The organism is Streptomyces sp. NPDC017448 (assembly GCF_044330565.1).
Taxonomy (GTDB): Bacteria; Actinomycetota; Actinomycetes; order Streptomycetales; family Streptomycetaceae; genus Streptomyces.
This window is the reverse complement of sequence record NZ_JBIRLM010000008.1, coordinates 237,668-251,062: the sequence shown is the minus strand read 5'-3', so window position 1 is coordinate 251,062 and position 13,395 is coordinate 237,668. Positions and strand designations below refer to the sequence as shown.

Here is a 13,395-nt window from a genome sequence, read left to right as displayed (position 1 = left end):
GCGTCCCCGAGCGGCGGCATGCGGGGAATGGCCCGCCCCCCGGAGGCGTTCTCGCCCGCAGGTGTACCGCGTTCTTCCGAGGAGAGACATGCCCGAGAACACTCCGGCGAACGGCACGACCCCGGTCGACTTCTGGTTCGACCCCCTCTGCCCCTGGGCGTGGATGACTTCGCGCTGGATGCTGGAGGTGGAGAAGGTCCGCGACGTGGCGGTCCGCTGGCACGTGATGAGCCTGGCCGTCCTGAACGAGGACAGGCTGGACGAGCTGCCGGAGGAGTACCGGGACATGCTGGAGAACCAGGCGTGGGGCCCGGTCCGGGTCGTCATCGCCGCCCAGCAGCTCCACGGGGACGCCGTCGTCGGCCCCCTCTACACCGCGCTCGGCACCCGCTTCCACAACAACGGCGAGGGCCCCACCCCGGAGGCCGTGGCCGCCGCGCTGAAGGACGTCGGCCTGCCCGCCGAGCTCGCGGAGTACGCCGACTCCGACCGGTACGACGCCGAACTGCGCGCCTCCCACCGGGAGGGCATCGAGAAGGTGGGCCAGGACGTCGGCACCCCGGTCATCGCCGTTCCCGGGGCGGACGGGGAGCAGATCGCCTTCTTCGGCCCGGTCGTCACCCCCGCGCCCAAGGGCGAGGAGGCCGCGAAGCTCTGGGACGGCACGCTGCTCGTCGCCTCCATCCCGGGTTTCTACGAGATCAAGCGGACCCGGACGCAGGGCCCGGTCTTCGACTGACGCCGGCGGGTGACCGCGTACGCGTCACCGCCCCACGAGCCGCCCCCGGCCCCCGGACGCCGTCCGGGGGCCGTTGTCAGTGGCGGACCGTACGGTGAGGGGCATGCGAATCTCACCGGAGATGATCACGATCGACTGCGCCGGCCCCCAGGCCCTGGCCGCCTGGTGGGCGGAGGCGCTGGGAGTCGACGACGTCCAGGACCACGGGGACTTCGTCGTCCTCGGGGCCGCCCCGCTGGTCCTCGGCTTCCAACGGGTGCCCGAGCCCCGACCCGGCAAGAACCGGGTGCACGTCGACTTCTCCTCGCCGGACCGTCCGGCGGACGTGGAGCGCCTGGCGAAGCTGGGGGCGACCGTCGTCGGCGAGCAGTCGATGGAGGGGATGTCCTGGACCGTCCTCAAGGACCCGGAGGGCAACGAGTTCTGCCTCGCCGACGCGGGGGGCCACTGACGAGGGCTGCCGTGGGCTCCGGGGCGACCGCCCCCGGGGCCCACGCGCACCGGGGGCGGTCTACTTGAGGCCGAGGACCTGCTCCAGCGGGTCGATGAGGAAGTAGACGAGGAAGAGCGCCGCGGTGCCCCACAGCAGCCAGTGGACCTCGCGGGCCTTGCCGAGGCACGCCTTGATGACCACGTAGGCCACGAAACCGGCGCCGATGCCGTTGGTGATGGAGTAGGTGAACGGCATGACGACGATGGTGAGGAAGGCCGGGACGGCGACCTCGTAGCGGTCCCAGTCGATGTGCTTGACCTGGGTCATCATCAGGAACCCGACCGCGACGAGGGCGGGCGCCGCCGCCTGCATCGGCACGATCGTCAGGACGGGCGTGAGGAAGAGCGCGAGCGCGAACAGCCCACCGGTGACCATGTTGGCGAAGCCGGTACGGGCCCCCTCGCCGACCCCGGCGGCGGACTCGATGTAGGTGGTCGCCGACGACGCGGACGCGGCGCCGCCGGCGACGGCGGCCGCGCCGTCGATGAGCAGGACGCGGCCGAGCCCGGGCACCCGGCCCCGCTCGTCGAGGAGGCCGGCCTCCGCCGTGACGCCCACGACGGTGCCCATCGTGTCGAAGAAGTCGGAGAGGATCAGGGTGAAGATGAGCAGGACGACCGTCAGCACGCTGACCTGACCGAACGAGCCGAACAGGTCGAACTGTCCCAGCAGCCCGAAGTCGGGTGCGGCGACGGGGTTGCCGGGGATCGAGGGCGAGGTCAGACCCCACGTCCTGATGTCGGCGAGTTCGTTGACGACGATGGCGACGGCGGTCATCAGGACGATGCTGATGAGGATCGCGCCCTTCACCTTCCGGGCGAGCAGGACGATCGTCAGGAGCACGCCGAGGCAGAAGACGAGCATCGGCCAGCCCGTGAGGGTGCCGGTGCCGAGCTGGACGGGCACGGTGGAGTTGGCGGCATCGGGGATACGGGTGACGAACCCGGCGTCCACGAAGCCGATGAAGGCGATGAACAGGCCGATGCCCACGCTGATGGCCTGTTTGAGGGGTTGCGGGATGGCGTGCATGATCGCCTCGCGCAGCCCCGTGACCACCAGGACGCAGATCAGCAGGCCTTCGAGCACGATGAGGCCCATCGCCTCTTCCCAGCTCATCAGCGGAGCGATCTGGAAGGCGACGACGGCGTTGATCCCCAGCCCCGCCGCCAGGGCCAGCGGCAGGTTGCCGCCCACCCCCATGATCAGCGTCATCACCGCGGCGACCAGGGCGGTGGCGGTGACCACCTGCACGCTGTCCAGCTGCTCGCCGAACTTGTCCTCGGCCCCGCCGAGGATGATCGGGTTGAGCACGAGGATGTATGCCATCGTGAAGAACGTGGCGAATCCGCCGCGTATCTCCCGTATGTAGGTCGAACCGCGTTCGGTGATGCGGAAGAACCGGTCGACGGCGCCCGCTGATCCGGTGGCGGCGCCCCCTGATCCGGTGGGCTTGACGTCGGGCGGCGGACCGGTCGTGCTGGAGTGCATGGCTGATCTCCTGGACCTGCGGACGAGGAAGGGAAAGGAGGGCGCCGGTGCTGCCCGATGTGCGTGGCAGGCCCCTGTGCGAACGCACATGCGGCACCTTGCGAGCGGATCATACGCGGCACCGGCAGGAGCGCAACTACCCGTGTAGAGCGCGTAGTTGATGCCTTTTCGGCCCTGTGGCTTCCTACGGAATCGACGGCGACCTTTGCCGCCAAACCGGCAGGCAGCCGACAAGGGGCATGGAAGTTTCGGTGACAGCGCTCCTACGCTCCGTATATGCACCCCTCACTCCCCTTCAACGGGCGGGCGGCGCGTGCCTTGCGCGAGAAGCTCGGGATGGAGCCCGGGCATGTGGCGTACGGCATGCGCGCGTCCTTCGGTACGACCCACGTCAGCCCCGAGCACGTGATCGCGTGGGAACGCGGAACCCATGTGCCGGATGCGACCGAACTCACCGCCCTGGCGGCGGCGTTGTGGTGCCGTCCCAGTGAACTCATGGGACGTCCCCGCACCCTGCTCGAACACCGCATCGCGCGCGGCGTCCCGGCCGAGGAGGTGGCGCGCGCCACCGGCCTCCCCCTCCACGCCTACCTGGCCATGGAGGAAGCCGGCCTGTGGACCGGTGACAAGCGGCAGTCGGTCAGGCTCGGCGAGGTCCTCGCCCTGCCCGCACGCGACTTCATCGCCATCACCGGCCTGGAGGAGGAGCTGGCCGCCCTCCTCGCCGAGGCCGTCGCCACCCGCTGGCAGGCCCACGTGCGCGCCATCGCCAAGCTCGTCTCGATGGACCGCCGGGAGCTGAAGGCCCCGTTGTCCGCCATGCAGCAGGAGTACCAGGCCCTCATGGCGGCCACCCTGAGCCGGGCGGGCGGCACCACGGCGTCGGGCGAGGACGGTCGCCGCTACATCGAGCACATCGTGGACCACTTCTGGTCCCGGCTGCCGGGCGGTGCGTAAGGGGGCGGGGCGGGGCGTGGTCTTCTTCCCGTGCCACGTCGGGTGCGCCGGTCCTGACCGTGCGCAGGGGCGAAGTCGCTCCGCCTTCGGTAGCCGGCGGGGGGCGGGGATGAGGGGCAGGGACGGGGTTAGCCCAGGGGAAATGACTCAATGTGACCACGTTCTGGCTCCATTGCTCCTGTGAATCCGCGTCGGGGATCTGTCAGAATCGCCCTTTGAGCGTTTGCCGTACGGGGGAGGGCGCTGTGGCGCAGGGGGAAGACGGGGCTGCTCCGGACACGGGGAAGTCGTTCGACAGCCTGTATGCGGTGAATCCGCAGCAGGCTCTGGCGATCGAGGCCCAGAAGATGAAGACCTTCAAGAAGAGGGTCGACGACCTGCTCATCGCCTTGGGCGACTCCGAGGCCGCGCCGGACCGCATGGGTGACGGCCGGGTGGCCCGTGCGCAGTTGGGCGCCGCGGAGTTCGGTGAGGCGCAGTACCTGTACGAGTCGTACACGGTCGTCCACGACGAGCTGGAGAAGCTGTCGAAGGTGCTGGGGGCGCAGATCGAGGGCATGGGGCTGGCGGTCCACTCCTCCCGCGTGGGGTACGCCAACATCGACCAGGACATCCGTGAGCGGATGAGGGCGATCAACGCGGAAGTCACGTCGCACTACGACCGGGAACGCGACCCGTTCGTCCAGGACGCGTCGAAGGAGAAGAAGTCGGAGAAGGAGGCGGGCTTCTGATGGCGGAGGGAGCAAGCGGCGGGAAGCCGCAGCCGCGTCGCACGGACTTCGAGTCGATGACGCACCAACAGCTGGTCGCCCTGATCGCGTCGGCGAATCCGACGGGCGCGTCGAACCTGGCGGCGAAGCTGTCCCAGGCGTCCTCCACGATCACGAAGCTCGGTGAGGATCTGAAGGCGTATGTGGCGGGTCTGCCGTGGCACGGGGAGGGCGGAGACGCGTTCCGCGCCTGGGGCGGGCAGACGGCGAGCGCGACGCTCCGCCTGGGGGAGTACAGCAAAGGCGCTTCGCGGTGGATGGAAGAGGTGGCCCTGGCCATCGGTGAGGCGAAAGCATCGATGCCGCCGGTGTCGGAGACGACGCGGGCGCAGAGCGCGCTGACGAAGGCGAAGGGGGCGTACGACACCGCGACCGACCCCGCCCACCGCAACGACCCGGACGCGCGGGGCCTGGCCCGCACCGCTCAGTCGGATGCCGCTGCGGCGGAGGCCCGGATCGAGGTGCTGCGGGGTGAGGCGGCGCTGCGGTTGCGGAAGTTGGCGCAGACGTATGAGTTCACCGCTCACCAGGTGAACGCGGAGACGCCGCCGACGTTTCCGCCGCCAGCAGCGTTCGGACCGGGTTGGAATGAGAACGATGCGTACCGGCGGGCCCCCGGCGGGGGTGGCGCAGCGGACGGAAGCTCGGCGATCGGCGACGGCCCAGTTGCATCCGCGAGGCCGGTGCCCGGTGAGGAGTCTGTGACCGGCACGACCGGTCCGGCGCGTTCTGGCTCGATGGTGGACCTGCCACGATCCGAGGTCGGCGGCCCGTCGGGGCAGCCCTCGCGCGTGGAGCCTCCGAGGCGGATGGAGATCGACGGTCTCGCGACGCTGCCAACTGCCACGCCACCGTCTTCGGGCCCGCCCCCGGTAAGCCCACCACCTGTCGGTGCCACTGACTCATGGGGCACGCAGCCCACACCGACGCCTCCCGTGTCGGGCTCGGGGGGTGCGAAGGCATCCTGGCAGTCTGCGCCGCCCGTCACGGGGCGGCCCGGCCAGATCGGTGGACGGCCGCCGGCCCTGCCGATCCAAGGGCCGGCGGGACCTGGGGCCACCGGGCGCCTGCCGCACGACAGCGGAATCGTCGGCGGTCGTCCGACGCCCCCGAACGCGACGGGCGCGGGGAGAGGGATGCCACGTGGTCTGGTCGTCGGCGGTGAGGGAACCGCGGGCGCCCGGGGTCCCATCGGGCATCCCCCCGCGATGGGGGCAGGAAGCGGTGGAGCGCGACCGGGAGCGCCTGGCGGGGGCCGCCGCTATGCCTCCGAGACCGGAGGCATCGTCGCAGGCAACCCACGGCAGACAAGCCGGCCAGGGGTCCCCCCGGTGGTGGGAGGCGGAGCGATGGCAAGGCCGGCCTCAACCACACCCCCCGGTCGCGGTGACAAGCGGGGCGCCGACCGCCCCGGCTATCTCGTCGAGGATGAGGACACCTGGAAGCAGAACGGACGCCGTATCGTCCCCCCGGTCGTCGAGTGACATCCGCTCCCCGAATCCGTAAGAGGTAGACACGAGATGCGTATCAGCAGGCTGTACGCCGGGCAGCGACTTGCCCTGACAGCCGTCATGGGACTGGTGCTGGCGGGTGTTGCGACGGCCCCTGCACACGCCGAAACCGCTCGGGAGCAACAGTGGCATCTCGATGCGATGCATGCCGAGAAGATGTGGAAGACGAGCACCGGAGAGGGCGTCACGGTTGCCGTGCTCGACTCCGGAGTCGACAAGAACGCGGTAGATCTGCGCGGTCAGGTCCTTGACGGAGCCGACTACTCCGAGCAGAAAGGTGACGAACACACAGATCTGGTGGATCACGGCACTCAGATGGCCGCTTTGATCGCTGCAACGGGAGCCAGCGGTAAGAATTTCGGAACTTACGGCCTAGCGCCAGATGCCAAGATCCTTCCCGTCAGATTGCCGTATGAATGGGAAAGAAATACGGGGAAGGAGAAGGGGTTCACTGAAAAAATGGCTCTGGCCATTCGGTTCGCTGCCGACTCTGACGCCAAGATCATCAATATTTCCATGAGTGGTCCCATGAGCAGCCCAAAGCTGACCGCTGCTGTGAATTATGCTTTGGGCAAGGGGAAGTTGATTTTCGCGGCGGTCGGGAACAGCGGCGACCTCAGGAACGAAACGCGGTATCCGGCTGCAACCCCGGGTGTTATTGGTGTGGCGGGAGTGGACCGGCACGCCAAGCCGTACAAAGACTCCCAATGGGGCCCACAGGTCGACTTGGCAGCCCCCGCCGTGGATGTTGTCAGCGCCTGCCCGAACGGCAGTCAGATCTGCGGGGGAAACGGTACGAGCATGGCCACCGCCCTCGCCTCCGCCTCCGCCGCGCTCCTCTGGTCGCAGCACCCTGACTGGACCAACTACCAGGTGCTCCGGGTTCTGCTCCAGACGGCCAGTGGCAACGACAAGGGGCTGAGCCGCGACGACGTCATCGGCTACGGCGTCGTCCGCCCCCGGATCGCGCTCACGGAGCCGGGCGATCCAGGCCCGGCCGACGAGTACCCGCTGCCCGATCTGGCCGCGAAGGCCCCCGCGTCCCCGTCTGCGCAGCCCTCCCACCCTGCGAAGGGCTCCGCCGAGCCGGCCGCCGGCCCGGCCGCGTCCGACGGCGGCGACAGCAGCAGCGCCCCGACCGCGGGGATCGCCATCGGGGTCGGCGCCGCCGTCCTGCTCGGCGTGGTGGTCGCGGTGTGGGCGGTCCGCGGGCGTCGCAGCCGGACGGCCTGAGGGCGGCTCCGGAGCTGAGAGGGCCGGGAGCGGGCGCAGGAGGAGGAGCGGCGGCTCAGGCCGGTCGCTCCGCCCCCGCTCCCGGCGCTACCGCTTCCAGCTCCGCCACCGTGCCCGACATGACCGTACGGATATGGCGCGTCAGGTGCTCCGCCGGCCAGTCCCACCAGGCGACCGCCAGCAGGCGCGCGATCTCCGCCTCCTCGTACCGGGTGCGGATCAGGCGGGCCGGGTTGCCGCCGACGATGCCGTAGTCCGGGACGTCCGAGGTCACCACGGACCGTGAACTGATGATCGCGCCGTGCCCGATGTGGACGCCGGGCATGATCACCGCTTCGTAACCGATCCAGACGTCGTTGCCGATGACGGTGTCGCCCCGGTTCGGGAGGCCCGTCAGCAGGTCGAAGTGGTCGGCCCAGGAGCCGCCGAGGGTCGGGAACGGGAACGTGGACGGCCCGTCCATCCGGTGGTTGGCCCCGTTCATGATGAACCGCACCCCCGTGCCCAGCGCGCAGAACTTGCCGATGACCAGGCGTTCCGGGCCGTAGTGGTAGAGCACGTTGCGGGTCTCGAACTCCGTGGCGTGCTCGGGGTCGTCGTAGTACGAGTAGTCCCCGACCTCCACCAGCTCCGAGGTGACCAGAGGCTTCAGCTGCACCACGCGCGGCTGGCCGGGCATCGGGTGCAGGACGGTGGGGTCCGCAGGGACGGGCGCGGAGGGAGAGGTCATGGCAGCACTTCCGGAAGGGGAGTCATGGGGCGTGCGGTGGTCATCGTGACAGCCGGGGACGGTGGGGCGCGGTTATTTTCGGCTCCGCCGGGGTGCGACGATGCGGCGGTGGCACTGGACGCGATCGACGCAGTCGACTGGAGCCGCGTACCGTGCCCCGCCGACGCCGACGCCGACGCCGACGCCGACGCCGACGCCGACGCCTGCGGCCTGGCGGACCCGCCCGCCCGGCGCCCCTCGTCCGCCCGGAACGGACGGCACGTCCCGTCCGACCTGTACGAGCCCGGCCGCGCCGCCGCCGGCCTGCGTGCCCTCGCCACGGCGACGGGCCTCGTCCGGGCCGCCGACGCCGGTTCGCTCCTGGCGGGCGGCGGGCTCCTGCACGACCACAGCGGGGCCGTGTTTCCCGCCGCCGTCACCGCCGCGCCGATCCTCCTCGATATCGTGCGGCACGGCCACCCGCACGCCGCTGCGACCGCCCTCGGACTGCTCGACGACGCCCTCGCGTTCGCCGCCCGCGACGGACGTACCCGGGTGGCGACCCCGTACGCCGAGGCCGTCGCGATCTGCTGCGCCCTCGCGGACCACCTCCGGCGCGAGCGGGACCTGCTCGCCGCCTCCGGGCCCGAGGGCGGACGGCTCCTCGCCGACGCAGCGCACCACTGGCGGTTCGACGTGCACGAGGTCGCTGCCGACGCGGGCGGCGCGACGGCGCTCGGGGTGCTCGCGGGCCGCTTCCCGGACGGTACGCGGACGGCGGAGGCGCACCGCGTCGGCCGCGCCGTCCCCCTCGCCGTACAGGTCGCCCTGTCCTACCCCCTCGTCGCGGGCAGCCCCGACGCCTGCCTCCGCATCGACGGCGCGCGGCCCGGCGAACTCGCCCCGCCCGCCGCCCTGTTCCCGGCCCGGTGCACCGCCGACCCTGCCGTACCTGCCGCCCCCGCCTCCTCGTAACGCCCCTGTACCCGCTCCGTCCCTCCTACGCCGCCGCCCCCGCCCCGCATCCCAGCCGGAACGGCTCCCCCTGCGACCAGGTGGCCGGGACGCCCCGCATCACCAGAGCGCTGTCCAGCACCGCGCTGCCCGGCGGGAAGCGGTCCAGCTCCTCGAAGAACGTGGAGCGTACGGAACGGGCCCGGCCCGCCGTCACCTCCCAGGCGTCCGTGGACAGTTCGAGGACGTCCAGGTGCGTGCCCCCGGCGCGCGGGGAAAGCCCCCGGTTGCCGAGGCGGAAGAACTCCGACGCCTCCGCCAGGTCCGTGAACAGCTCGCTGCCGCGCAGCGCGTCGGCGGGCTCCACCGTGGCGTCCACCTCCACCTCGCCGTCCCGCGTCGCGAAGGCCACCCGTACGGCGTCGGCGTCCTCGCGCACCGTGAAGTCCGCGCGGCCGTGCTCGCCCGGGTAGAGCCGACCGCCCGCGAAGGCGTTCAGGCGGGAGGCGGTGTCGCGGCGCGGGATGTACACGCCGTGTTCGACGCCGTTCGGCCCGTCCCACTCGACCGAGATCCGGTGCGCCGCGTTCTCGCTGGTCAGCCCGGTCGCCGCCGGGGCCCAGCCGGGCCGGACGCCGCCGATCCGCAACAGGCAGATGCCGGCCACCGCCCGGCCGCGCACGAGGTGGGGCCGCAGCGGCGCCGGCAGCAGGCCCGCCGCGATGTACGGGTCGACGCGGTAGTTCACCAGCAGGCGGCGTTCGATGACGCTGGAGAGCCGGGTTCTGATCATGAGGATGCGCTTTCCGGGGAGGGACGCCACTTCGTGTGGCGGAGCACGATCTGTTCGGGGCACACGGCGCTCAGGAAGCGCCCCACGCACATGGCGAGCCGCTCCTCGGCGAGGGAGTAGAGGATGCGGTTGGCGTCCCGGCGCTCGGTGACGAGCCCGGCCCCCTTGAGCACGCCCAGATGGCGCGAGATGGACGGGGCGCTGATCGAGAACCGGCTCGCGATCTCCCCGGCGGCCAGCTCGCCGCCCCGCAGATCCTCCAGGATCTGGCGGCGGGTGGGATCGGCGAGCGCACGGAAGGCGCTCGCCTCGTCGTCGGCGGGCGATTTCATGGTGCATGTTTAGCACATGAGCTAAACAGCTAAGCAGCCGCGGTGGGAGAGCCCCCGCGAGTCACGTCCTCGCGGGGGCTCTCCGGTGTTCCGCCTGCCGGGGTGAAGGTTGAGAAGACGATCACGAGGCAGGGCGTCCGGGGTGTGCCGGCGTCGCCTCAGGGGGCGAGCAGCAGCACGTCCTGCCGCTCCTTGGCGGCGGCGTAGCGCTTCGCCACGTCCTGCCAGTTGACGACCTGCCACATCGCCTCGATGAAGTCCACCTTCTGGTTCTTGTACTGCAGGTAGAAGGCGTGCTCCCAGGCGTCGAAGACCAGGATCGGGACCGAGCCCTGGCCGACGTTGCCCTGGTGGTCGTAGACCTGCTCGACGATCAGCCTGCCGCTCAGGGGTTCGTACGCGAGCACGCCCCAGCCGGATCCCTGGGTGGTGGCCGAGGCCTTCGTCAGCTGGGACTTGAAGCCCGCGAAGGAGCCGAAGGACTCGGTGATCGCGTCGGCGAGGTCGCCCACGCCGTCTGCGGCCAAGGGCTCGCCGCCGCCGTCGCCGGTCATGTTGTGCCAGTAGATGGAGTGCAGGATGTGGCCGGAGAGGTGGAACGCGAGGTTCTTCTGGAGGCCGTTGATCGCACCCCACGCCTCCTTGGCGCGGGCCTCCTCCAACTGTTCCAGGGTGTCGTTCGCCCCCTTGACGTACGCGGCGTGGTGCTTGTCGTGGTGCAACTCGATGATCTGCGGGTTGATGACCGGTTCGAGCGCCGCGTAGTCGTACGGAAGTTCCGGGAGCGTGTACGTGGCCATGATGCGAGCCCTCCGACTGCTGGGAATGCCGTCCAGTTGTTATTGCAACCTATATGCAAGAGCAGGCTAACAGCAGGAGCACTCCGGGGGTGATCAGTCCTTCGGCCTAGGACCTGCGGCACCGCCTCCCCTCTCCTCCGTTCTCCTCCGTTTTGTCCCGCAAAGGTGATTTGCTCCTTCTCTCGTGCTGCGGGTGCCGTCGCGCGTTTGGTCCCGTCGTTCCGGGGGACTCGGCCAAGCAGCCGGGCGGCCGGTGGCGGGACCGCGTGTGCGCCGCCCGCAGCCCGCCCACCCCGCTGATCAGGAGGATTCGATGGCACCCCCCGAAACGCCGAACGGTCCGGACGCCACCTCGGGCGGTCCCGGAGCGAGCAGCCCCGGCACACGCGGCCGTGATCCGCGCCTGGCCCCGCCCCGCGCGGACGCGGCGGGTTGGGGGGAGCTCGACGTCCGCGCCGTCGACACCGTGCGTGTGCTCGCCGCCGACGCCGTGCAGAAGGCGGGCCACGGCCACCCCGGCACCGCGATGAGCCTGGCCCCGCTGGCGTACCTGCTGTTCCAGCAGGTGATGCGGCACGACCCGGCCGACGACCAGTGGATCGGCCGCGACCGCTTCGTGCTCTCCTGCGGCCACTCCAGCCTCACCCTCTACATCCAGCTGTACCTCAGCGGGTACGGCATGGAACTGGCGGACCTGAAGGCGCTGCGCACCTGGGGCTCGGCCACCCCCGGCCACCCCGAGTACCGCCACACCCGGGGCGTCGAGATCACCACCGGGCCGCTGGGCCAGGGCCTCGCCTCCGCCGTGGGCATGGCGATGGCCGGGCGGCGCGAGCGCGGCCTCCTCGACCCGGACGCGCCCGCCGGCACGAGCCCCTTCGACCACCACGTCTACGTCGTCGCCTCCGACGGCGACCTGATGGAGGGCGTGACGTCCGAGGCCAGTTCCCTGGCGGGGCATCAGGAGCTGGGCAACCTGATCGTCTTCTACGACTCCAACCACATCTCCATCGAGGACGACACCGACATCGCCTTCAGCGAGGACGTCACCGCCCGCTACGCGTCGTACGGCTGGCACGTCCAGACGGTCGACTTCACCCGGACCGGCGACTACGTCGAGGACGTCGACGCCCTGCTCGCCGCCGTCGAGGCCGCCAAGGACGAGACCGGCCGGCCCTCCCTGATCCTGCTGCGCACGATCATCGGCTGGCCCGCGCCCACCAAGCAGAACACCGGCAAGGCCCACGGCTCCGCGCTCGGCGACGACGAGGTCGCCGCCACCAAGAAGCTGCTCGGCTTCGACCCGGAGGCCGACTTCGCCGTCGAGGACGACGTACTGGAGCACGCCCGCGCGGTCCGCGAGCGCGGCGCCGAGGCCCACCGCGGCTGGGAACCCGGCTACCAGGAGTGGCGCTCCGCCCACCCCGAACGCGCCCGGCTCCTCGACCGGCTGCGGGAACAGCGGTTTCCGGAGGGCTGGACCGACAGCCTGCCCGTCTTCGCCCCGGACCCCAAGGGCGTCGCCACCCGCAAGGCGTCCGGCGACGTGCTCACCGCCCTGGCCCCCGTGCTGCCCGAACTGTGGGGCGGCTCGGCCGACCTGGCGGGGAGCAACAACACCACCATGGAGGGCGAACCGTCCTTCGTGCCGGAGTCCAAGCAGACCGGCGAGTTCCCCGGCGACCCCTACGGCCGCACCCTCCACTTCGGCATCCGCGAGCACGCCATGGGCGCGATCCTCAACGGCATCGCCCTCCAGAGCCTCACCCGCCCCTACGGCGGTACGTTCCTGATCTTCAGCGACTACATGCGCCCCGCCGTCCGGCTCGCCGCCCTGATGAAGCTGCCGGTCACCTACGTCTGGACCCACGACTCGATCGGCCTGGGCGAGGACGGCCCGACCCACCAGCCGGTCGAGCAACTGGCCGCGCTCCGCGCGATCCCCGGCCTCGACGTCGTACGGCCCGCCGACGCCAACGAGACCGCCGTCTGCTGGCGCACCGTCCTGGAGCACCACGACCGGCCCGCCGGACTCGCCCTGACCCGGCAGCCGCTGCCCGTCCTGGAGCGGGGCGACGGCGACGGCGCGTACGCCTCCGCCGAGGGGGCCGCGCGCGGCGGGTACGTCCTCGCCGACAGCCGGGGCGACACGCCCGACGTCATCCTCGTCGCGACCGGTTCGGAGGTCCACATCGCCCTGGAGGCGCGGGAGTCGCTGGCCGCCGAGGGGCACGACGCCCGGGTGGTCTCGCTCCCGTGCCGCGAGTGGTTCGCCGAGCAGCCGCTCGCGTACCAGGACGAGGTGCTGCCGCCCGAGGTCCGCGCCCGGGTCAGCGTCGAGGCCGCCGTCGCCCAGGGCTGGCGCGACGTGGTGGGGGACGCGGGCCGCATGGTCAGCCTGGAGCACTTCGGCGCCTCCGCCCCCTACGAGCGGCTGTACGAGGAGTTCGGCATCACGCCCGCCGCGGTCGCCGAGGCCGCACGGGAGAGCATCCGCGCGGCGGCCGGACCCGTCCGGCCCGGCGGCGAGCGCCCCGGCGCGGCCCCGACCGAGGGCGGCACCGGGGACGTGGGCTGAGCGGACCCGCCCCCGAAGAAGCCACCCCGCCCGGCCGG

13 protein-coding genes are annotated in these 13,395 nt (G+C 71.3%); 7 read left to right on the top strand and 6 right to left on the bottom strand.

The features are described from left to right. The first annotated feature begins 88 nt into the window (after window positions 1-88). Together ACH4K1_RS16455 and ACH4K1_RS16450 are read left to right on the top strand one after the other, a co-directional pair. Complete coding sequence (locus tag ACH4K1_RS16455) at window positions 89-739, top strand: DsbA family protein (protein WP_398090002.1); 651 nt, start codon at window positions 89-91, stop codon at window positions 737-739. Between the two features lie 103 nt (window positions 740-842). Continuing rightward, window positions 843-1,190, top strand: coding sequence for a VOC family protein (locus tag ACH4K1_RS16450; protein ID WP_398090001.1), 348 nt, complete (start codon window positions 843-845; stop codon window positions 1,188-1,190). A gap of 60 nt (window positions 1,191-1,250) precedes the next feature. Here ACH4K1_RS16450 and ACH4K1_RS16445 read toward each other — a convergent pair whose 3' ends face one another. Further along, window positions 1,251-2,720: an NCS2 family permease gene (locus ACH4K1_RS16445; protein ID WP_398090000.1), complete on the bottom strand. Its 1,470-nt coding sequence runs from the start codon at window positions 2,718-2,720 to the stop codon at window positions 1,251-1,253. Between the two features lie 276 nt (window positions 2,721-2,996). On the opposite strand from ACH4K1_RS16445, the gene ACH4K1_RS16440 reads away from it, so the two are divergent. Continuing rightward, a complete protein-coding gene (locus ACH4K1_RS16440; protein ID WP_398089999.1) occupies window positions 2,997-3,677 on the top strand; it encodes an XRE family transcriptional regulator in 681 nt (226 codons plus the stop codon). Between the two features lie 245 nt (window positions 3,678-3,922). Beyond that, a complete protein-coding gene (locus ACH4K1_RS16435) occupies window positions 3,923-4,408 on the top strand; it encodes a hypothetical protein (protein ID WP_398089998.1) in 486 nt (161 codons plus the stop codon). Window positions 4,409-5,811: 1,403 nt separating this feature from the next. On the opposite strand, the gene ACH4K1_RS16430 is transcribed toward ACH4K1_RS16435, so the two are convergent. Next, the gene (locus ACH4K1_RS16430; RefSeq protein ID WP_398090056.1) at window positions 5,812-6,264 is read right to left on the bottom strand and encodes a hypothetical protein; all 453 of its coding nucleotides are present in this window, start codon (window positions 6,262-6,264) and stop codon (window positions 5,812-5,814) included. Here ACH4K1_RS16430 and mycP point away from each other — a divergent pair. Next, a complete protein-coding gene (gene mycP / locus ACH4K1_RS16425) occupies window positions 6,154-7,191 on the top strand; it encodes a type VII secretion-associated serine protease mycosin (RefSeq protein WP_398090053.1) in 1,038 nt (345 codons plus the stop codon). The genes ACH4K1_RS16430 and mycP overlap by 111 nt on opposite strands. A 55-nt stretch (window positions 7,192-7,246) precedes the next feature. On the opposite strand, the gene ACH4K1_RS16420 is transcribed toward mycP, so the two are convergent. Beyond that, window positions 7,247-7,921: a CatB-related O-acetyltransferase gene (locus ACH4K1_RS16420; protein WP_398089997.1), complete on the bottom strand. Its 675-nt coding sequence runs from the start codon at window positions 7,919-7,921 to the stop codon at window positions 7,247-7,249. A gap of 108 nt (window positions 7,922-8,029) precedes the next feature. Between ACH4K1_RS16420 and ACH4K1_RS16415 the strand changes: the two genes are divergently transcribed. Then, the gene (locus ACH4K1_RS16415) at window positions 8,030-8,875 is read left to right on the top strand and encodes a hypothetical protein (protein ID WP_398089996.1); all 846 of its coding nucleotides are present in this window, start codon (window positions 8,030-8,032) and stop codon (window positions 8,873-8,875) included. 25 nt (window positions 8,876-8,900) lie between these two features. On the opposite strand, the gene ACH4K1_RS16410 is transcribed toward ACH4K1_RS16415, so the two are convergent. The 3 genes from ACH4K1_RS16410 to ACH4K1_RS16400 form a co-directional block, all read right to left on the bottom strand. Then, window positions 8,901-9,647, bottom strand: coding sequence for a DUF2071 domain-containing protein (locus tag ACH4K1_RS16410; protein WP_398089995.1), 747 nt, complete (start codon window positions 9,645-9,647; stop codon window positions 8,901-8,903). Further along, the gene (locus tag ACH4K1_RS16405; protein ID WP_228991193.1) at window positions 9,644-9,979 is read right to left on the bottom strand and encodes a metalloregulator ArsR/SmtB family transcription factor; all 336 of its coding nucleotides are present in this window, start codon (window positions 9,977-9,979) and stop codon (window positions 9,644-9,646) included. The genes ACH4K1_RS16410 and ACH4K1_RS16405 overlap by 4 nt, the downstream gene beginning before the upstream one ends. A gap of 158 nt (window positions 9,980-10,137) precedes the next feature. After that, a complete protein-coding gene (locus ACH4K1_RS16400) occupies window positions 10,138-10,779 on the bottom strand; it encodes a superoxide dismutase (protein WP_228991192.1) in 642 nt (213 codons plus the stop codon). Window positions 10,780-11,092: 313 nt separating this feature from the next. Here ACH4K1_RS16400 and tkt point away from each other — a divergent pair, with 313 nt between their 5' ends. Beyond that, on the top strand, window positions 11,093-13,357 hold the full coding sequence (tkt, locus tag ACH4K1_RS16395) for a transketolase (RefSeq protein WP_398089994.1): 2,265 nt from the start codon (window positions 11,093-11,095) through the stop codon (window positions 13,355-13,357). Window positions 13,358-13,395 lie beyond the last annotated feature (38 nt).